Source organism: Leptolyngbya sp. CCY15150 (genome assembly GCF_016888135.1).
Classification (GTDB): Bacteria; Cyanobacteriota; Cyanobacteriia; order RECH01; family RECH01; genus RECH01.
Genome location: NZ_JACSWB010000147.1, coordinates 276,913 through 296,157, shown reverse-complemented (window position 1 = coordinate 296,157; position 19,245 = coordinate 276,913). Strand labels below are relative to the sequence as shown.

Below are 19,245 nucleotides of genomic sequence, written 5' to 3'. Positions count from 1 at the left end.
TTGAGGGGAGCTGTACTGAGGCTCCCTATTTTTTGTCCCCTCTATTGTCTCAAAGTCCAGCACGGTATGATTTTAAGCTGCCTTGTCACCCGTTCAGCATGGATACATAATGCTACCCATGGAAACAGCTCACGCCCTGGGTTTGTTTCATGTCGGCAGTCCATCACCAAGTCGTCATCGTTTTGGTGAGGCTTGAAAACATTGCACAATTCCTTGGGCGATGCGCTGGGCAGCACCGGGCGTTCCCATGCGGCGCTTACCATTTTCGCTAATTAACTGGAGGCGATCGGGATCATTGAGCAGTTGATCGATCACCGTTAGCGCTTGCTGGGGTTCTTTGAGCAGAATGGCAGAGGGGCCGAGAAGACGGGTCTGAGCTTCGGCAAAGGCAGGGGTAAACTGGGGCCCTTTGCCGGCTAGGGTGAGAGCTGGTTTACCCAGACCAATAAACTGTTCCGTGGCGGTGCCGGCCATGGCGATCGCTAGATCCCCCGCATGGAGACAGTCGGCAAAGCCGCTTTGGGTGAGAATCAGCCGAGCTTTGCGCTGGGTATAGAGCCGATAGGGGGCAGGGTGAGACTGGAGTTGCCAACCCTGGGCAATCAGCGTTTTTTGCAGCTCATCTAAGTCAAGGCTAGGAGCGATCGCCCCCAAAAACAAGAGCGATCGCTGCCACAGCCGGGTGGTCAGCACCTGCACCATCTCGGTTATTTTTTGCCAGTTCTCATAGGCTTCCGGTATGCGTGAACCGGGCAGTAGGGTGATGGTTAGGGTGCGATCGCTTTCACCACTGGCGATCGGCAGAGTCGAGGTAGCGTCTAGACCGTCCATCATGGGATTGCCCAAATCGAAGGCTGGAATGTCCCACTGTTGGAGCACCTGGGTGGTGATGCGATCGCGAGGGAAAACACCCCGACATCGGCGATGCTTCATCATCCAGCGTTCCCAGGGTAAGTAGACAGAGCCGAAACAGCCCTCCAAAGATTCAAACCACGACGAGCGCGGCAGCCGTCCAGCTTCATCCTGGAGATAATACTCCGATTTGGCGGTGCCTACAAAGGCATAGGGTGCGCCACTCAACCAGGCAAACAGCAGCGGCACAATATCGCCCACAGCTAGAATAACGCCGCCTTTTTTCGCCCATTGCCGGGTCACCTGCAGTTGTTCCCAGGTGAGTGTCAGGAGCCCCCTCCGTACATCTCGGGCCAACTGCCGCCGATCCATATAAATGAAACCGCCGGAGGGCATTTGCCTCGCAGGCCCCATCAGGGGAATATTGTGCTGGCGATAGACATGCCCCACGCCAACGATCGGCAGGGCCGCTACCTCAGGAGCGGCGGGATGCTGCTGAAGAGATTGGAGAATCCGTAGGGCGATCGCATCCTCGCCATGGCCATTACTCAGGCATAGTATTTTTAGCTGACTCATGATCGCCTTATCGCACCTACGCCCTAGAGCTTACCGGATTTGGTTGACCCAGGAAAAGCTGCTCAGTAGGTAGACTCCATAAAATGAAGCTTCGTTGCCGGGTTTCGGCTCCGCTCAACCCTCTGCTCATCAGGATTGGAGCAGTAAAGCAACGTTGCCGGGTTTCAGCATTGCTCAACCCTCTGTTCATCAGGATTTGAGCCTAGAGCGACGTCGAAAGGCTTGCCAATCGCTACGGCCTCCCACCTATACGCCAATGTCTAGCTCCCAACGATTCAGCCAGCCCGTATGTTCAGGCGCACAGTCTACGATGGTGAGCTTCCAAACCCCTGCTGCTGTTTGATACAGCAGTTGGCGTAGGGCTGGAGTATTGTCCAGATTGTAGCGTTGGTTCAGCCGAGTTTGATTACCCAACGTGCGTCCCTGCAGCAGCAGGCGCAGCCCCGTGGGTGACTCCAGACTAATTTCCAAATCCCCCAGATAGCTATGCTGAATGTCGAGGGAGATCTGGATGTCTTGAATGGGATTGCCCGAATCTATCCGCAGGGCGCTGGTCATTCCTAAGGGCAAGTTGTCTGGAATGTCGGTCAATCCCGTGGAGGACTGACGCAGGCGTTGCCGGATGCTGGAGGGCGATCGCCGCTGTTGTTGCGCCGCTTGAACTGCCCGGTGGGCATTGACTTTACCGTAGCCAAACCAGCGAGAATGCCCATTGGCATCGTAGGTGCCGTAGCTTTCCCCAAACTGTGGATCGGGCTGGGAATCTAGAATCTTGTCCGCCGTGTTTTGCAGCAGTTGCTTCACCTCCCGAGCCGTGAGATCAGGGTTCACCGACAGAACCAGGGCCGCAACCCCCGCAACGAGCGGGCAAGCTGCCGATGTTCCCCCAAAGGATTCGGTGTAGTCGCCGGGAGTATAGCCTTTGCTGCCCAAGCGATCGCTGGTTACCATACCCTTGCCCTCCAACACCTTTTGAATGGGCGGCGGCGCAACCACATAACCGGTTTCGGGCAGAAAGACATCGGGGGGAACGTTGTTACTCGGCGCACAGACAGAAATGTTCGTTCCCCAGTTGCTGTAGGCAGCCTTCTCTCCCACACTGGTGCAGGCCGAGACGGTGATCACATCGGGATGGACGGCAAAGCCATTCAGCCACTCGGTGGGGCCGCGCAGCACATTGCTGGGCCAGCCCAGTTCATTGACCGTACCGCTGACCGGACGATTGGTGTTGCCAGCAGCAAAAACGACCACACAACCCTTGCCGTTGCGTCCTTCCGTGGCGGCGCGACTAATGGCGGCCCGCTGCCGGGTAGAGAGGGGGTAATGCACTGCGGTCGCTCCCCAGCTACAGGAAACCACGGCAGCTCCCTGTTCTGTAGCCCAATCAAACAGCTCTTCAACCGAGCGATCGTTGAGGAACGAGGAGGTACGAATTGGCATGAAGGCACAGCCCGGCGCAACCCCCACAATGCCTGCACCATTTTCTTCAGCGATCGCCAACCCAGCAACTGCCGTACCATGGCTTTCTAAATCCGCCTCCGGCATCGGCACAGCATCCTGCCTACGCATATCCTTGGGTGCAACCATCTTGCCCTTCCCCTGGAAGTCTGGATGATTGAGATCAAAACCGTCATCAGCGACGGCAATGATCACCGAGCGATCGCCTCGGGTGATCTCCCAAGCCGCTTCCATGGAGAGGTGAATGCCCTCCTTGAGCTGATCGCCGCCATCATGCTGGAGATACCATTGCTTGCCATAGTGCGACACCTGGGGACGGTAGTAGGGCTGGGTGCGCACAATCACATCGGGCTCGGCCGAGAGCACCTCCGGCCGTTCCGCAAGGCGATTGGCGAGCTTCACCGGATTGGCCGTGGCATCTTTGGTAACGTGGAAAATAAAAGCTTGAGGAGCGCCGGCGATCGGTTTCACGAGCTGGAGCCCCATGCTGGTGGCGATCGCTTGAATGCTGGTTAAATCAATACCCGGCGCAAACTGGACGGTTAACTCATCACTGAGGTAGGCCGGTGTGTGGGACACCCCATCCATTTCGTAAACATGGCTGGCAAAACGCACATCGTCGGAGCTGCGAGCAAAGACCATCACCGACTCAAGCTGACTAGCCTCCACCTGCACTTCCGTCAGATCCATGCCGGCAATGGGGCGCATCATTTGCACCGCTGGATGACGAGACAGCCCCGACAGCGATCGCCCTTCCATCGCCCGCACCGTGAAGCGATCGCTGGATTTGTGTAGCACTAATTCTTCCCCGCCTCGCTGCAAGATCAAACCTTCATGATCGGCCAGTAGCGCGGGATCAAAAGGATTGTCCGACGACCGATCCGGCTGATTTACAAAACCAGTCATACACAAACTCCTACCTGACAAGGATGATTAGGGTGCATCCCACTTTTGTAACCCTCACCCTAAATCCCTCTCCCAAGTCGGGCGAGGGACTTTGAATCCAGCTCCCCTTCTCCCTTTTTTGGGAGAAGGGGTTGGGGGATGAGGGTCAACTTGCGAAACTGGGATGCTCCCGATGATTAAGAGCGATTCAAGCCAATGGAGTGACCTCAACCATGAGGATACCAAGCATTTTGGTTCATACCATCTCGGTTCATAGATACCCCATGGACAACCCGATCCCAGGCGGAACTTGATCCATCTGACGTCGTCCAAGGACTGAGTGAACCATCCAGATTCTATAGGCGATCGCCGTTTAGATCTTGACTAGGCTAGGGTTGCTGACGCGATCGCCTAGCCATCGGCTGCTTGAACCCATCATCATCCATCGCCGAAAGCGACGTTGGCCAACCTTCCTAGAAAGAGTTCCGGATAGTGCCATGAGTCGTCAGGATCCAGAGGCACACCTACTGTAGAGTAGCAAGATCACGATTGATTCTACATCTAGAAACTGGCTGCATAAGTATTAACCCGTAGCTTAGGGAGAGCGATCGAAACCACCCCCTCATTCATACCATCTCTCTCAAGAGGGGAGTGGCAATGGTAAGATACGCGAAGATCAAATCCACATTCAGACTGCCCATAGTCATACTCAGTTGCACCATGATGTTCAGACTTGTTCGCTCACGTTTGCACGCGAGTCGCGTGGTATTGTCGGCAGCTCTTGCCGTTTTTTTACTTGCCCCCACAAGTGGGTATGCTCAATCCATCACGGTAGATGATGAGTCTCTTGAGGAGCCGTCTGATCTAGAAGAGCTAGAAGATTTCCCAGAACAACCGGACGCATTTGATGATCTGCGCCCCCTAGCTCAAGATGGAACAATTTTGAGTCTTGCGGGTGGACAACGCCTCATGCAGCAGGCCCAGACCGCTGTAGCCTCCCAAGACTACACCACCGCCCAAAGCCGCCTTCAAGACGCACGGCAGGTATTCAACCAACTTTCCAACTTCTACCAACAGCTTGCCTCCAGCTTTTCTGGAGTCGATACCCGCATTACAGACGATCTCAGAGCCCAGGCCCTAGAAACAGCCCAAATGCGTGACCAAGCTACCTACCAATTAGCACTCGTACACCGGGCCCAAGACCAGCCTGAACTCGCCGTACCGCTCTTGGTTCAAATCATCCGCAGCCAACAACCGACTCGCCAGCTAGGGCAACAGGCCTACCAGCAGTTGTTTGAACTAGGATTTGTCAACTCTCCCTACCCTCGCGAACAATCCGGCGGCTCAACCACCATCTCACCCAACACCCCCTAGGCTACATCAAGCGCAAGCCGCAGATGGGTTAGGGTCAGCGTCACCCATGGAAACCTCACAAAACGGTGCGTTACGGCTTTGCCTAACAGCACCCTATAGTTTAGTAGCTATGGGTAGGATGGGTTAGCGCAGCGTAACCCGTCGAAACCTAGCGAAATGGTGCGTTATGGCTGCGCCTGACAGCGCCCTACAATACGGTTGATTGAGATCCATCGGCTTAGCCCGTCTTTTGCAATAGTCAATCTGCAGTGGCTAGACCCGCGTGTGACCCAGACCAACCGTTAAACTGGGTTTACAACAGATGCGTATCGGATGTTTTGAACATAAGTAGAGGTCGTGCAGTGGTTAGCCCAGATCAAGTTGAATTGATGATTAAAACTGGACTGTCTGACGCTCAGGTGCAGGTGCAAGACCTCACGGGGGGCGGAGATCATTATCAGGTGATTGTCGTATCGTCTGCCTTTGAGGGCAAAGGATTAGTTCAACAACACCAGCTCGTGTATGGAGCGGTGAAACAGGCCATGTCTTCGGAGGCCATTCATGCTCTAGCCCTCAAAACCTACACCCCTCAACAGTGGGCAGAACAACAGCCAGCCTAGGGCTTAGCAGTGGCCATGGGTCGCCTAGGTCATGGTCTACCACCATAGGGGGCTGAATCTTATAACGACTGCAGGCGATCGCCTCCCACTCCCATGCCGGCCCCTGGGGGTATTGTATTAGATCAATCCTGACTATTCGTGAATCCAACGCAACGATGGCTGGGTAGACGAGTACCATAGAACCAATTGGCTCATTTCCTAGAACGCTATGACTTCAGACATTAACGATCGACTTTCTTCTTTGGTCAACCAAGACAAAATTGTGGTCTTCATGAAGGGCAATAAACTCATGCCCCAATGTGGATTTTCCAATAATGTCGTACAAATTCTCAATTCCTTAGGCGTGCCCTTTAGCACAGTTGATGTGCTAGCCGATCAAGAGGTTCGTCAAGGTATTAAAGAATTCTCAAACTGGCCGACCATTCCCCAGGTTTACATCAACGGGGAGTTTGTGGGTGGATCAGATATCCTGATCGAACTCTACCAAAATGGTGAATTGCAACAGATGGTGGAAGTCGCCCTCGCTTCCTAAGCGAAGAGCTACTCCGAATCATCTAGACCGCCCCTTGCTGTTCAGTAGGGGGCCTTTGCCATAGGATCTCAAGGTTGTGAAACGGTGCCCTAGAGATACTGCATGGGATCCACCGGTTCACCATTGGCACGCACCTCAAAGTGGAGGTGGGGCCCGGTGGACAGACCTGTCGATCCTACGGCAGCGATCGCTTGCCCGCGTTGCACGCTTTGCCCTTCAGAGACGTAGAGATCGCTGGAGTGGGCATAGAGCGTGGTGAGCCCGCCGCCATGATCCACAATCACCGATAGACCATAGCCACCATACCAGTCGGCATAAATCACGACGCCACTATCGGCGGCGCGGATGGTGCTGCCATAGTCTGAGCCAAAATCTACACCGGCATGGAATCGCTCATAGCCTAGGATGGGATGCGATCGCCACCCAAAAGAACTTGTAATAAAACCGTCATTGGGATAGCTAAACTGCCCCGTACCGCGAACCACTGGGCCGCGCCCGGAGGGCACCGCCATCCGCTGCTGAATTAAGACCGCTATGTTGGCAGAATCTCGGGACAGTTGCTCTTCGGCTTCCTCCAAGGCCTCTCGATCATCCCGGAGGCGGCTAATCAGAGCCTGTTGATTTTGAGCTTGGGCTTCCACTTCCGATCGCTGGGCCAAGAGTTCTTGGGTGAGCAGGGCAATTTCATTTTTTTGGCGGGCAATCGTACGCCGCTGCCGATCAATTTCATCGGCGTGGACTTTGAGATCGCCAAGAATAATACGGTCAGACTGATAGACCAGTTTCAACTGTCGTCGCCGAGTCATGAAATCATTGAGGTTTTGGCTTTGCAGCAACAGCGCCCATCCCTGTTGACTGGGTTGGCGCTGTAGATAGCGCAGCCGCGCCACCGTGGCAAACTGCTGTTCTTGGTACTGATCTTCTGCTGCCGCTAGAGCTGCCACCAAACTACTCAGGCGCTGGTTGGCAATTTGAAGCTGCTCTTCGTTGTACTGAATTTGTTCTGTCGTGGCGCGCAGGGTGGATTGGAGACCATCCAGACGCTGGGTTGCCGATCCTTCTAGATTTTCTAAGCGATCGCGTTCTTCTTGAACCTGCTGACGCTCTTGCTCTAGGCGTTGCTGCTCTTGCTGTAAACTCTCCACCGATTCTGTGGACTGGGCGATCGCTCTCGGGACACCTAGCACCCCACCCTGCACCCACAGAAAAAGAGCTAGGGCGATCGCCAGCCCTAAACTAAACCATGTCACCGTAATGCGCGAGAGGGTCATTCGCAAGGCAAGATTATCTATCAGTTACAACACGATTAGAAACTACGACACGATTGAAACGGACAGCCTCTCTGTTTTACAGGTGTCCGCTTAAAGATTCAGGGCAATTACGCCAAACACCACCAAAATGCTCCCCGAGATTCGGTTAATCCAGGTTAACTGTTGCGTCAGTTTTCCTCGCAATAGATTAGCACCACTGCTCAAAATCAACCACCACATCGCCGATCCCAGGAAAACGCCAAACACGAGTTGAGCGGCTTCTAGACCCGGTTGAGCCGCTGTGGCCATGCCTAAACCGGCAAAAATTCCCACAAAAGACAGAATAGTCAGGGGATTGGTGATCGTCAGCGCCAAGGTTGAGACATACATGCCCGCCAGACCGGCATGGGTCACGGGGGCAGCTTGGCTAGCGGCAGGCGTCACGATCGTTTTGATGCCGAGATAGCAGAGGAATAGACCACCAATCAATCGCAGCCAAATGGCTTGATCGATGAGCATCTGTGAGATGAACGTTAGGCCAAACCCAGCAATACAGCCATAGATTGCATCGGCGGTCGCAGCTCCCATGCCCGATACTAACCCAGCCCAGCGTCCCGCCGCCAAGGTGCGACGGATGCACAGCAGACCGATGGGGCCCACCGGGGCAGCGATCGCCAACCCGATGACAATACCCCGCAGTAAAACATCGCTCATGGTGTGCCTCCATCAAGATCTAAGGGAAGGCGAGTGGTTTCTTTAATCGTTGAAAGGGCGATCGCTGTCCGGGTGCGCACGACACCGGGAATGCCTTTGATGTGATGGCTAATCACCTGTTCAAGATGGCGCGTGTGGCGGCAGCGTACCTTCAGCATGTAGTCATCCTCTCCGGCTAGGTGATGACATTCCTGCACATCGTCCATGGCCTGGATACGCTCTACAAACGTTTCACAGTGGCGAGGATGCTCAAGGGTCACGAAGATAAACGCCAATAGGTCTAGCCCAATCAGCTCAGGGGCGATCGCCGCCGCATACCCGGTAATCACGCCGCGCTCTTCCAGTCGCCGCACGCGATCAGCAGCGGCTGGAGACGACAGGGATAGCACTCCAGCCAAATCTGCCCAAGTCATCCGTCCCTGGCGCATTAGGTGATACAGCACTCGATAGTCAACAGAATCCAGCATGATCATTCGTTTATAAACTTAAAAACGATCTTAGCTTTCTTTTCTAAATTGAGATCCGATATTTGACTTGTAAAACAATGTTTTTATGGGATTTTGACCATCGTCTAGATTCGGAGGCGATCGGAGACTGATCGATCGAGCTGTAAACCCTGCTGCTAGAGTAGCTAAGGGCTGATTTGAGGACATTCATGGGTCAGGGACTCTTCGGGCAAGGCAGACGGCGAATTCTTTTACCCTTGGTGACCAGCGCTCTGTTTGCAGGTAGCTTTGTGGCCGGGAAGTTCACCACGTTGGATATGGGCCCGATCACCACATCGTTTTGGCGGTATGCGATCGCCCTTGTGTTTTTAAGTCTGTTGGTGCGACACTATGGTCGCCAGTCCCTACGGTTGGCGCGGGCAGATGTGTTGCCCATGGCCCTGCTGGGTCTCTTTGGCGTGGTGGGCTACCATGTGCTGTTTTTCTCCAGCCTGCGCTACACCGAGGTCGCCAACAGCGCCATCATTAATGCCTTCAGTCCTGTGGTCACCGGCAGTCTGGCAGCGATCGCCCTTCGGGAACGGTTGCTGCTGAAAAACTATCTGGGCTGCGGTCTGGCCGTGCTTGGGGTACTGTTCCTACTCACCCGTGGGCAGATCAGCACTCTCCTGCACCTCACGTTCAATCGGGGCGATGGTCTGATGCTGGCGGCGGTGGTCTGCTGGGCGATTTACACCCTGATCATCAAAAAGCTTTCAGCCCGGTACTCTGGATTCACCATCAGCTACTACGCAGCGCTGTTTGGGGTGGTGCAATTGCTGCTGTTGTCGGCGTGGGAAGGCGGCCCATGGCGCGCGATCTCCCCTGCATCGCTGGGATCGGTGCTCTACATGGGTATCGGTGCCTCGGGGATAGGCTACTTGCTCTATAACCTCAGTGTGGGAGCGATCGGCCCAACCCGCACGGCCACGTCGGTGTATAGCATCGTGCCGATCTTTGTCGCGCTGCTGGCCCTGCTGTTTTTCCAACAGCCGATTACGCCGGTGATGCTGGCCAGCATGGGATTGATTGGCATGGGATTGCGCTTGACCCTCGCCACGCCCAAGGAATAGTCGCTGGATTGGGATGCTTCAGACGACATCATCAAGAGTGAGCCGCATCTCCGAGAGACGCTCCCAAATCTGGGCATTGACTCTGGCCTTGAGAATATTGCGGGCCGGCCGGCTATAGGAACCTAGTTCCTCACACAAGCGATCGTAGTTAGTGAATTCGTGTCTCAGATAATCGACGATGCCATTCAGGGACACGGGGCGCGGGGTCGGGTCACTGCTGCGGCGATGGTAATGATGCTTGGCCTGTTCCGCAAGCTGTTCAGGGCGGGGAAAGTCTAAAAGCTGGATATCGGCATGGCGGACAAATTTCTCGTTGCTCATCTGCGGAGGACGGTTAGCGTAGATGGGCGGCGTCAAGCGATAGGGTTCTAATTCCTGTTCTAGCTCAGCTATCTGGCGCTGAGCTGCCTGACAGGTTTCCTCTAGCTCCTGTTCTAGCTCAGCTATCTGGTGCTGAGCTTCCTGACAGGTTTCCTCTAGCTGCAGGCGATCGCTCTCTAAAGTTGCGATGCTAGCCCCAGCCTCAGTGAGGTGGGTCTGGAGGCGATCGCGTTCTGTCCCAAGAGACGTGACTTGGGCTTCAAGATCCTTGGCCCGCTGCTCTTGCTCTTCAATCCAGTCCTCATAGGCGCTGTTCTCTTGCGTAAGCTCTAGGAGCTTGGCTTCGCTAGCTTGTGACTGGCTGCGAGCCTTGTCTAACGCCTCTTGCACCGCCTGTAGCTGGCTGTCTAATGCTTGGTATTGGATCTGTTGCTGATCCAGTTGATGTTGAAGTTCAGTAAGCCTTCGTTCTAGTGCTTGCCGCTGCTGCTGTTCATCAGCAATCGCATCCAGCAGAGGCTGAAACCTAGGCTGTTGGGCTTCTAGCTTGGCGAGCTGTTGATGATAGCGGTGAAGCGCTTTATGGAGCTGTTGGTTCTTGCGAGACTGGTTATAAATCTGCAGCAATAGCCCGACAGCAACCACCATCAACAGCGGCATCATGATCGGTGTCATGATCGGCAGCAGTAGGCCTATGCCACTCAAACACAAGCCCGCGATCGCCATCCCCCAGAGTTGATAAGAAATGTGGGGTTCCTGGGGTGACCTAATCGGGTGCTGTGTCATCGTGGCACTTGCTTGAGAACATCCTATTGATTAGGATGCCCAAGACCCAGCACCTGATCCCGATGCTGCTGGGAAAACTATGATTACGGTATGTTAACTCGTTTGCTGGGGCGATCGCCCCTCGGATGTTGGGGCGTTGGGATACTTGGGATACTACTGATCGCGGGATGCCCAAACGCCAGACACCAGCATGAACAATCCGCCCGCAAAAATGGCGATCGCTAGCCCTGCAGGAATGACGCTTGTCCAATCAATACTGTCCATACTCGAATTCCCCGTTAAAACCTGAAGCCGATGTCTGCATCGACTAGTCCTAGTCTAAAACTAAGAGGCCTTAGGAAACGGGATGTCGCGAGTTTGGTGGAAGTCCATTTGCACTTTGTGGGTGAGGCGGCGGGAGACTTGGCGGACAATTTGGTTCAGGAGGCGATCGCCGGTGCCTTGGATGAGAGATTTGGGTAGAGCCCGGATGAATCGAGGAAAATAGATAGCCACGTCCAGATCCAGTTCCCATTCCACCTGCGTTAGAGGCGTGCCGGTTTCAGAGACGGCTTCCACAAGCTGTAGCGCTGCCCGAAAATCAACGTGATAGCCCGGTGCTTCGTAGTCGGGAACGGGAATGGTTTCAATCCGGTAAACGCCTTCGTCTTGGGGCAGCAAGTGTAGACCAATTTTGGGTTCCACTTCATACCCAAAGGAGCCAAACCGACCAATGGTCAAAGCATAGCCGTTATCCCCAAGGGCATCGGTTTTCATGGGGTGGGCGCAGCGGTGAAACCACTCGGAGTGAATGTCTAGATAGTCGGCAACGGTCTGAGCATCGGCATACATGGCCATACAGTTGGCATACTGCCCGCGAAAATGGGTTGCCGCTGCCGCCGCAAGCTCTACAGGCTGTTCAGCGGGGTCAGTCACCATGTCTAGACCCATAACAGATTCAAATGTCTCGAATGTCTCAAAAGCTTGGTGTTCTGCTGAATGGGCCTGCATAGCTTCAAGTTCCTTGAAAAGTAGCATTGTTTTAATTGCTTACCTGATCCAGGGATAGGCAATATAGTCCGACATTGAACAAGACACCTGATGGGCGATCGCCCTCAATGCTTGAGGATAGCTCACTCAGTTCAACTCCTGCCTAAAACGAGGAATCTCTGAAGACGACTAGCCTTAGATTGCCCAGCCTTGAGGTAGAATCCATCGTCTGGTGACCATGATTTGGACAGGGGCAGAGCAAATCAGACGCGATTTACATTTAGCATAGCTTCGGTGTTCTACTCGTTAACACGCTTGATCTACGGAAAAATAGATGAAATTCACACAAGATGTTTCCTCCTATGAGGTTAGATCTACGGCATTCTACGAAGATCGTCGAGTTGGACATTCATGTCGCCCAAGTAGATTCTCCGTCATCGATTGATGGTGGTATGGGTTTTAGCCGGAAAAACAGTTAATAATGATCACTATTGATCAGGCTAGGTCTTGTGGTCTCCTCAGACCCAACGGTAAGGTGCCCCGAGGGCATACCTAGACCATAAAACAGAACCACGTTTAAGTAACACTCTATTTTAAGGAACATCTTGGTGAAAGCATTTGTAGCCGGCGCTACGGGGCGCACAGGACAATTGATCGTAAAGGCCCTCGAACAACGCCAAATTCCCACTCGATCGCTCGTGCGCGATCGCCAAAAAGCAGCCGCTGTCTTGTCCGACTGGTCAGAACAGTGGGTGGGCGATGTTTTGCAGCCAGAAACCTTAGATGCAGCGATCGCGGGCTGTGATGTGGTCTTCTGCGCCACGGGGGCCCAGCCCAGTTGGGATCCAACTCTGCCCTATCGCGTGGATTTTGAAGGCACCAAGAATTTGGTGGATGCGGCTAAGCGCCAGCAGGTTCAGCATATGGTGTTTGTGTCATCGCTATGTGTGTCGCAGCTTTTGCATCCCCTGAACATCTTTTGGTTGATTTTGGTGTGGAAAAAACAGGCGGAAGCCTACCTGCAGGGCAGTGGCTTAACCTACACCATCGTTCGTCCCGGCGGGCTCAAAAGTACCGCACCAACCGATCCCCTTCAAATGGCGGCGGCAGATACCCTATTTAAAGGCAGCTTGTCTCGCGAACAGGTGGCTGAGGTCTGTGTGGAGGCGTTGGTGCAGCCTAGCGCCAAAAACAAACTGGTGGAAATTATTGCCCAGCCCGATGCGCCCCAACAGTCCCTAGAGCAATGGTTTTCCAGCATCGCCTAAAAAAACCTAAAAAAAAGAGATTTTTGTTTGGGGAATGCAAAACCCTATGCTACGATGTTTAATTGTGGATTGGGCGGGTCGGTGCCCGAGTGGTTAATGGGGGCGGACTGTAAATCCGCTGGCTACGCCTACGCTGGTTCGAATCCAGCCCGGCCCACCACAGCATCAAGATACGTTTTCTTGAGTCAATCCCTGATGCAGTTGCTATCATGAGATTGGCGAAAGAACTGCCCGTGTGGCTCAGTGGTAGAGCACACCCTTGGTAAGGGTGAGGTCACGAGTTCAATCCTCGTCACGGGCTTTGAGAAACACTATACATAGCATTCAGGAACTTTAGGTCATTGAGAGTTTCCTGGTATCCATGTATCCATGCTGTCTTTTGAGAGTCGCAGATACCTCAAGACGCCGGTACTTCCTGCATCGGAAAGTCGTTTTGCGATCGCTCTCCTATCTCTTCAGAAGATAGGCAGGAAAAAGATGGGCATCTGGCGTTAAGCATGAGATTCTTGAAGACAGGTGACCATGCCATGGGATAGATCGACCTAACGGCTGGATTCATCCAGGCCGTTGTCACTACAATCTTGCCTGCCCGCCATCCCTCTCCCAGGTTGGGGGAGGGATTTTAAAAAGCGCTAGCCGTCTTCCGCTAGATCTAATTACTAGGTCTAATGAGGTCTAATACAGACAGCGATCAGGTTTTGATCTGTGGAGGCGGGATGGGTCTATCCGTCATGGTTCAACTCGTTAGCTACGGCATAAACCTGCCTAACGATTTTCATTCACCATGTTAAATTACGCATTCATAATCGTTTTGCAATGAATCTGTTTTCACTCGTCTTTCCAGTTGGGCTTGGGCTTGGCTCTATTGTGCTTGCGGAGCTGGTTCGTGATGTCTACCATGTTGCTGGTCACTACTGGCCACCCCTGCAGTCACTGCACATGTTGCATCATCGTGCCTACCGTCGTGATCTGAGTATTGCCAACCTTGACGTCTATCGTCGCTCTCAGCTTTACAACGATGTGCCAGAATCCCTGGTGATGTTTGCCGTAACAGCGTTGGTGGCATGGGCCAGCCATCAGCCAGCTATGCTTCTGGGCAGTCTCTATGCGCTAGGCTTTATGGCAGGGGCGATCGCTCGTTCTCAGGGATACGGGATGTGGACAGATCTCACCCACGAGCCCGGCGACCTTACCCAAATTCCCTCGGTGTGGGCGGTCAATCGCACGTATCACTGGCGGCACCACTTTGATCAAGGGAATGCCTACTTCTCGGGATATTTGACGGTGGTGGATAAAGTGTTGGGAACAAGCTTATCGCTGAAAGGCAAGGTGGTTGCGGTTACGGGCGCATCGGGATCCATGGGGCAGTCCCTGATCCAAGAACTCATTCGCCAAGGGGCAAAAACCATTGCCCTCACCTCCTCCGATCGCCTCACCGAGACCGATCGCATGAAGGTCGTATCTTGGCAGATTGGTGACGAGGATCAGCTGCGCGATCGCCTCAAGCAAGTTGATATTTTGATTATTAATCACGGGCTCAATGTCCATGGCGATCGCACCCCAGAGGGCGTCCAAGCCTCTCTAGAGGTCAATGCCCTGTCGGCATGGCGGCTAGCCAATGTGTTCATGAGTACGGTGAATGACTCCACCGACCGGGCCACCAAGGAGCTTTGGATCAACACATCAGAGGCGGAGGTGAGCCCAGCCTTTAGCCCTCTCTACGAAATTTCAAAGCGTTTGATTGGAGATCTAATTACCCTGCGACGGCTGGATGCTCCCTGTATCATTCGCAAAATTGTCTTGGGGCCGTTCAAAAGTAACCTCAACCCTGTGGGGATCATGTCGCCGAGATGGGTGGCCCGCATGGTTGTTTTCCTGGCCAAGCGGGATGTGCGCACCATTATTGTGACGATTAATCCCCTCACCTACTTGGTGTTTCCGCTCAAGGAATGGGGGCGATCGCTCTATTTTCGACTTTTTTCGCGACCTGCTCCCTAGGTCTTCCGGGCCAACTGCCATCAACACAAAACTTTATGATGGATGAAGGAACTCATGGGTGAAAAGGGGGCGATCGCCACGGCATCCATCGTAACGGTCACAATAGTAAGCTATGGCACAATTGGGCAACGGTGATTTGGGTCATTCTCTCAGATTTCCCGTCAACCGCTTGCCAGACTGGCGTCGTGAGATCGATCGAGGGTGAGTCTCCTCCAGATGCTTCACCCTTGAGGCTTGCGTGCTTCTGCGTCAGTCCAGCACTGTTCACTCATCCCGTAATTCAAGACCTATGCCGGAGAATTCCTGGTCTGATCCGCCCTCTCAACCTGTTGAGCCGTCCAATCAACGTGACCCATTGGCACCCTTGGAGTCTTTTATGATCGATGACGTTCACCCTGGCAACCTCAAGGCATCCTTTGAACGAGGTCTGGCAGGACGTCGCCCCAAAGCCGCGATCGCCCTATCAGCCGTATGGGCAGTGACGATTACGCTTCATTTAGTTTCCTGGGGCATTTGGTTTGTTCTAGGGCTGACCCTGCTGGTGGGGCTGCATACCCTGCGCCTGATCGTGGCTCGCCCGCGGTCGGTACCCTCGGCCCTCACCCATGACAATCCTGATGATTATCCCTATGTCTCGCTGATGGTCTCGGCCAAAAATGAAGAGGCGGTGGTGGGTTCTCTGGTGCGATCGCTCTGCAACCTAGACTATCCCAGCGATCGCTACGACCTGTGGATCATTGATGATTACAGCACCGATCGCACACCGGAACTGTTGGATCAGCTCGCTCTGAACTATCCCCGGCTCCATGTGGTACACCGTCCAGCCGATGCCGGTGGCGGCAAATCAGGGGCTTTGAACCAAGTCTATCCCCAGGTTAAAGGTGAATTCATTGCGGTATTTGATGCCGATGCTCAAGTACCCATGGATCTCCTACGCCGGGTGATACCGCTATTCGACCGTCCGCAGGTGGGAGCGGTGCAGGTGCGCAAGGCCGTGTTGCAGGGAAATGAGGGGCATCCCCGGCCTCGGAATTTTTGGATCCTGGGTCAGGTAGCAGAAATGGCGTTGGATAGCTATTTCCAGCAGCAGCGCATTGCCATTGGCGGCGTGGGCGAACTGCGAGGCAATGGTCAATTTGTGCGGCGGCAGGCGTTGGATAGCTGCGGCGGATGGAATGAAGAAACCATCACCGATGACCTAGATCTCACTCTCAGACTGCATTTCGACCGCTGGGATATTGATTTTCTGATGGTGCCGGCAGTGGAAGAAGAGGGCGTCACCCAGGCGATCGCGCTTTGGCATCAACGCAGTCGCTGGGCAGAGGGCGGCTATCAGCGCTATCTAGACTATTGGCGACTCATGTCTCGCAATCGTTTGGGCGTCGGCAAAACCATTGATTTGCTGGTTTTCTGGCTCATGCAGTATCTGCTGCCCACGGCGGCAGTTCCCGATACGCTGATGGCGATCGCCCGCAGTAGCCCACCGCTGCTCAGCCCATTAACGGGAATGACGGTGCTGCTCTCACTCTTTGGCATGGTGATCGGTCTGCGCCGCATCCACAGCAGTGATTATCGACTCAGAGAAGAAGCCTTGGGCAGTGAGCGATCGCCCCTATTGCGTCCCGAGATGCCGCTGTGGCGTACGGCTGTACAATCCCTACGCGGTACTCTCTACATGATGCATTGGCTGCTGGTGGTCGCCAGCACCACGGCACGCATTTCGGTACGCCCCAAACGGCTGAAGTGGGTGAAAACTGCCCACCAAGGAACCGATGAGGTGTTGCTGGATATGCCAGGACAGTCTTAGTCCCTAGGTTCTGTCCTAGATCTTGGCGATTCTACTGGCGATTCTCTGCCTCCTACAGCTCCTAGATGACAGCTAAGGGTTAATTGCGGTGGCAGGGGCAGCCAGCATCGACAATCCCAGCGTAAACTTTTAGTGATGAACACCAAACCTGCTTGATAGAGCAAGTTACAGTCTGTGTAAGAGATTGTTATCTCAAATCCGGTTAGCGCGCTATTCATTCAAGGCTTGGGTGGTACCCCAATATCTGTAGCCCCTGATCAAGGGGGCGGCGAAGCGAGGGATCGAAGCCAGCATGTCCTAGCCAATGTCCTAGCCATAGACATTCAACCGGATTTGATATGGCTCGGTAGATACCGATAGGGTGTTGAATCGGTATGGTCATTACTGGAGAAGTTTCATGGTTCAGCGCCTATCAGTTTGGATGTCAGGACTTGCGATCGCTGCAATGGGTATGCCCCAGGAAGCGATCGCAGCACCCATTGTTCCTCAACCTCAAGAACCATTAGATACCCAGGTTTTTAGTCCGTCCACGCTTCCCTCTGAGCTGCTCCCCACGCCAGGAATGCCCCAGAGTCTTACACCGTTAGATTCTGCGGCTGAGCTATCGCCAGTCTATGTAGCCCAGCAGTCAGATCCGGACGATCGCTTTTTGCAAGAGCCCCCCGATCTGACCCTGCCCGATGCTGACGAGCCAGTGCTGCAGCCAGAAGTAGACCCCAGTCCGCCAACGGGTTTGCCAAGTCAGCCGGATGTCCAGTTTCCCATCCGCACCCTAGAGGTGTTGGGCAGCACCATTTTTGATCAGCAGGACTTCGCGCCCATCATTCAGCCCTTGGAGAATCAAACGGTTACCTTAACTGATCTCCAACAGGCCGCCGATGCGATTACCCAGCTCTACCTAGATGATGGCTATCTTACATCTCGGGCTATTTTGGTAGACCAACCCATTACCGATGGCGTCGTGCGCATTCAGGTGGTGGAAGGCAGTTTGGCAGAAATCCAAATTGAAGGACTCCAGCGCCTACGCCAGAGCTACGTACGCGATCGCATTGAGCTAGGAGCCGGTACCCCTCTCCAGGCTGAGCAGTTGGAAGAACAGTTGCGGCTGCTACGAGCTGATCCACTTTTCGACAATATTGAAGCCAGTCTGCGGGCCAGCGGTGAGGTGGGGCAGAGTGTGCTGATTGTGCGGGTGGATGAGGCGTCGCCCTGGTTTGGGGGCGCAAGTGTGGATAACTATTCACCACCCAGCGTTGGATCCGAGCGGGTCGGTGCCGATATCGGCCATCGCAATATCACGGGTCTAGGGGATAGCCTCAGCCTCTCCTACGATCGCACCACCCGTGATGGAGCCCATATTTTTGACATCAACTATCGCATGCCGCTCAATCCCATGAACGGCACCCTGGCCCTGCGTACCGTGATCGATCGCAATGAGATTGTTCAGTCTCCCTTTGATGAATTCGGCATTCGTGGGGAATCAGAGCGCTATGAAATTAGTTTTCGTCAGCCCTTGGTACGCTCTACTCGGGAAGAATTTGCCCTGTCCTTAGGGTTTAGCCATAAAGACGGACAGACGTTTCTGTTTAATAATATTCCCCAACCCTTTGGGATTGGGCCCGACGAGGATGGCACCAGTCGTACCAGTGTTTTTCGTCTCGGGCAAGACTATGTGCGCCGAGATGTGGCAGGGGCTTGGGCCTTGCGATCGCAATTTAATATCGGCGTCGAGCTACTGAATGCTACGACGAATTCATCCCCTGTCCCCGATAGCCGCTTCGTCAGTTGGCTAGGTCAGGTGCAACGGGTGCAGCGATTGGGTGATGATCACCTGATCATTCTCCAGGCCGATCTACAGCTTTCTCCCGATAGCCTGTTGGCGTCGGAACAGTTTGTCATCGGCGGCGGACAGTCTGTACGAGGCTTTCGACAAAATGCCCGCTCGGGAGACAATGGTTTTCGGGTTTCCCTCGAAGACCGGATTACCCTGACCCGCAATGCATCAGGCTTATCCGTCTTCCAACTAGCGCCGTTTATCGACATGGGAGCCGTTTGGAACCATCCTGACAATCCCAATACTCTGCCTGAGCAAACCTTTCTGGTGGGCGCTGGCTTAGGGGCCCTATGGGAACTAGTACCCAATCTCAATCTACGGTTTGACTATGCACTGCCGCTGATTGATCTCAGCGATCGCGGCAATAATTTCCAAGACGATGGTCTGTATTTCAGCGTAGATTATCGGTTCTAGAGGGTTGGTGACTCAACCAACCCCCTACTAATACCGCAGCTCTTAACTTA

At 54.0% G+C, this 19,245-nt stretch carries 15 protein-coding genes and 2 tRNA genes; 10 read left to right on the top strand and 7 right to left on the bottom strand.

The features are described 5' to 3' along the window. Positions 1-174: 174 nt before the first annotated feature. Positions 175-1,428 carry a lipid-A-disaccharide synthase-related protein gene (locus JUJ53_RS06835; protein WP_204151221.1) on the bottom strand — a complete coding sequence of 418 codons (1,254 nt, stop codon included), beginning with the start codon at positions 1,426-1,428 and terminating at the stop codon, positions 175-177. A 246-nt stretch (positions 1,429-1,674) separates the two neighbouring features. After that, positions 1,675-3,792, bottom strand: a complete 2,118-nt coding sequence (locus tag JUJ53_RS25040; RefSeq protein ID WP_204151220.1) for a S8 family serine peptidase — start codon at positions 3,790-3,792, stop codon at positions 1,675-1,677. Positions 3,793-4,533: 741 nt separating this feature from the next. Between JUJ53_RS25040 and JUJ53_RS06825 the strand changes: the two genes are divergently transcribed. The 3 genes from JUJ53_RS06825 to grxD all read left to right on the top strand — a co-directional run bounded on the left by JUJ53_RS06825 (position 4,534) and on the right by grxD (position 6,276). After that, positions 4,534-5,145: a hypothetical protein gene (locus tag JUJ53_RS06825; protein ID WP_204151219.1), complete on the top strand. Its 612-nt coding sequence runs from the start codon at positions 4,534-4,536 to the stop codon at positions 5,143-5,145. Positions 5,146-5,486: 341 nt separating this feature from the next. After that, positions 5,487-5,744: a BolA family transcriptional regulator gene (locus JUJ53_RS06820; RefSeq protein WP_204151218.1), complete on the top strand. Its 258-nt coding sequence runs from the start codon at positions 5,487-5,489 to the stop codon at positions 5,742-5,744. Between the two features lie 208 nt (positions 5,745-5,952). After that, positions 5,953-6,276 carry a Grx4 family monothiol glutaredoxin gene (gene grxD, locus JUJ53_RS06815; RefSeq protein ID WP_204151217.1) on the top strand — a complete coding sequence of 108 codons (324 nt, stop codon included), beginning with the start codon at positions 5,953-5,955 and terminating at the stop codon, positions 6,274-6,276. Between the two features lie 89 nt (positions 6,277-6,365). Here the strand turns inward: grxD and JUJ53_RS06810 are convergent, their stop codons facing one another. The 3 genes from JUJ53_RS06810 to JUJ53_RS06800 form a co-directional block, all read right to left on the bottom strand. Continuing rightward, positions 6,366-7,547: a M23 family metallopeptidase gene (locus JUJ53_RS06810; RefSeq protein WP_204151216.1), complete on the bottom strand. Its 1,182-nt coding sequence runs from the start codon at positions 7,545-7,547 to the stop codon at positions 6,366-6,368. 90 nt (positions 7,548-7,637) lie between these two features. Beyond that, positions 7,638-8,240, bottom strand: coding sequence for a LysE family transporter (locus JUJ53_RS06805; RefSeq protein ID WP_204151215.1), 603 nt, complete (start codon positions 8,238-8,240; stop codon positions 7,638-7,640). Beyond that, positions 8,237-8,707, bottom strand: coding sequence for an Lrp/AsnC family transcriptional regulator (locus JUJ53_RS06800; protein ID WP_239124825.1), 471 nt, complete (start codon positions 8,705-8,707; stop codon positions 8,237-8,239). Before JUJ53_RS06800 ends, JUJ53_RS06805 begins: the two co-directional genes overlap by 4 nt. Positions 8,708-8,895: 188 nt before the next feature. On the opposite strand from JUJ53_RS06800, the gene JUJ53_RS06795 reads away from it, so the two are divergent. Then, complete coding sequence (locus JUJ53_RS06795; protein ID WP_204151214.1) at positions 8,896-9,798, top strand: DMT family transporter; 903 nt, start codon at positions 8,896-8,898, stop codon at positions 9,796-9,798. 18 nt (positions 9,799-9,816) lie between these two features. Here JUJ53_RS06795 and JUJ53_RS06790 read toward each other — a convergent pair whose 3' ends face one another. After that, entirely contained in the window at positions 9,817-10,905 is a 1,089-nt protein-coding gene (locus JUJ53_RS06790) for a hypothetical protein (protein WP_204151213.1), read from the bottom strand. Positions 10,906-11,229: 324 nt separating this feature from the next. Continuing rightward, positions 11,230-11,895: a DUF1997 domain-containing protein gene (locus JUJ53_RS06785; protein ID WP_204151244.1), complete on the bottom strand. Its 666-nt coding sequence runs from the start codon at positions 11,893-11,895 to the stop codon at positions 11,230-11,232. A 587-nt stretch (positions 11,896-12,482) separates the two neighbouring features. On the opposite strand from JUJ53_RS06785, the gene JUJ53_RS06780 reads away from it, so the two are divergent. The 6 genes from JUJ53_RS06780 to JUJ53_RS06755 all read left to right on the top strand — a co-directional run bounded on the left by JUJ53_RS06780 (position 12,483) and on the right by JUJ53_RS06755 (position 19,195). Continuing rightward, positions 12,483-13,142, top strand: coding sequence for an SDR family oxidoreductase (locus JUJ53_RS06780; RefSeq protein ID WP_204151212.1), 660 nt, complete (start codon positions 12,483-12,485; stop codon positions 13,140-13,142). A 75-nt stretch (positions 13,143-13,217) separates the two neighbouring features. After that, positions 13,218-13,302 (top strand) — tRNA-Tyr (locus JUJ53_RS06775). A 69-nt stretch (positions 13,303-13,371) separates the two neighbouring features. Further along, a tRNA-Thr gene (locus JUJ53_RS06770) sits at positions 13,372-13,443 on the top strand. Positions 13,444-13,958: 515 nt separating this feature from the next. After that, the gene (locus JUJ53_RS06765; protein WP_204151211.1) at positions 13,959-15,140 is read left to right on the top strand and encodes a bifunctional sterol desaturase/short chain dehydrogenase; all 1,182 of its coding nucleotides are present in this window, start codon (positions 13,959-13,961) and stop codon (positions 15,138-15,140) included. A 376-nt stretch (positions 15,141-15,516) separates the two neighbouring features. Continuing rightward, on the top strand, positions 15,517-16,947 hold the full coding sequence (locus JUJ53_RS06760) for a glycosyltransferase family 2 protein (RefSeq protein ID WP_239124823.1): 1,431 nt from the start codon (positions 15,517-15,519) through the stop codon (positions 16,945-16,947). Positions 16,948-17,344: 397 nt separating this feature from the next. Next, entirely contained in the window at positions 17,345-19,195 is a 1,851-nt protein-coding gene (locus JUJ53_RS06755; protein WP_239124822.1) for a ShlB/FhaC/HecB family hemolysin secretion/activation protein, read from the top strand. Positions 19,196-19,245 lie beyond the last annotated feature (50 nt).

Bases quoted from the DNA above. Each gene is read 5' to 3' on its own strand.
- JUJ53_RS06810 (WP_204151216.1), bottom strand. From the start codon at position 7,547: ATGACCCTCTCGCGCATTACGGTGACATGGTTTAGTTTAGGGCTGGCG.
- JUJ53_RS06790 (WP_204151213.1), bottom strand. From the start codon at position 10,905: ATGACACAGCACCCGATTAGGTCACCCCAGGAACCCCACATTTCTTAT.
- JUJ53_RS06805 (WP_204151215.1), bottom strand. From the start codon at position 8,240: ATGAGCGATGTTTTACTGCGGGGTATTGTCATCGGGTTGGCGATCGCT.
- JUJ53_RS06785 (WP_204151244.1), bottom strand. From the start codon at position 11,895: ATGCAGGCCCATTCAGCAGAACACCAAGCTTTTGAGACATTCGAGACA.
- JUJ53_RS06760 (WP_239124823.1), top strand. From the start codon at position 15,517: ATGATCGATGACGTTCACCCTGGCAACCTCAAGGCATCCTTTGAACGA.
- JUJ53_RS06835 (WP_204151221.1), bottom strand. From the start codon at position 1,428: ATGAGTCAGCTAAAAATACTATGCCTGAGTAATGGCCATGGCGAGGAT.
- JUJ53_RS06755 (WP_239124822.1), top strand. From the start codon at position 17,345: ATGGTTCAGCGCCTATCAGTTTGGATGTCAGGACTTGCGATCGCTGCA.
- JUJ53_RS25040 (WP_204151220.1), bottom strand. From the start codon at position 3,792: ATGACTGGTTTTGTAAATCAGCCGGATCGGTCGTCGGACAATCCTTTT.
- JUJ53_RS06800 (WP_239124825.1), bottom strand. From the start codon at position 8,707: ATGCTGGATTCTGTTGACTATCGAGTGCTGTATCACCTAATGCGCCAG.
- grxD (WP_204151217.1), top strand. From the start codon at position 5,953: ATGACTTCAGACATTAACGATCGACTTTCTTCTTTGGTCAACCAAGAC.
- JUJ53_RS06765 (WP_204151211.1), top strand. From the start codon at position 13,959: ATGAATCTGTTTTCACTCGTCTTTCCAGTTGGGCTTGGGCTTGGCTCT.
- JUJ53_RS06795 (WP_204151214.1), top strand. From the start codon at position 8,896: ATGGGTCAGGGACTCTTCGGGCAAGGCAGACGGCGAATTCTTTTACCC.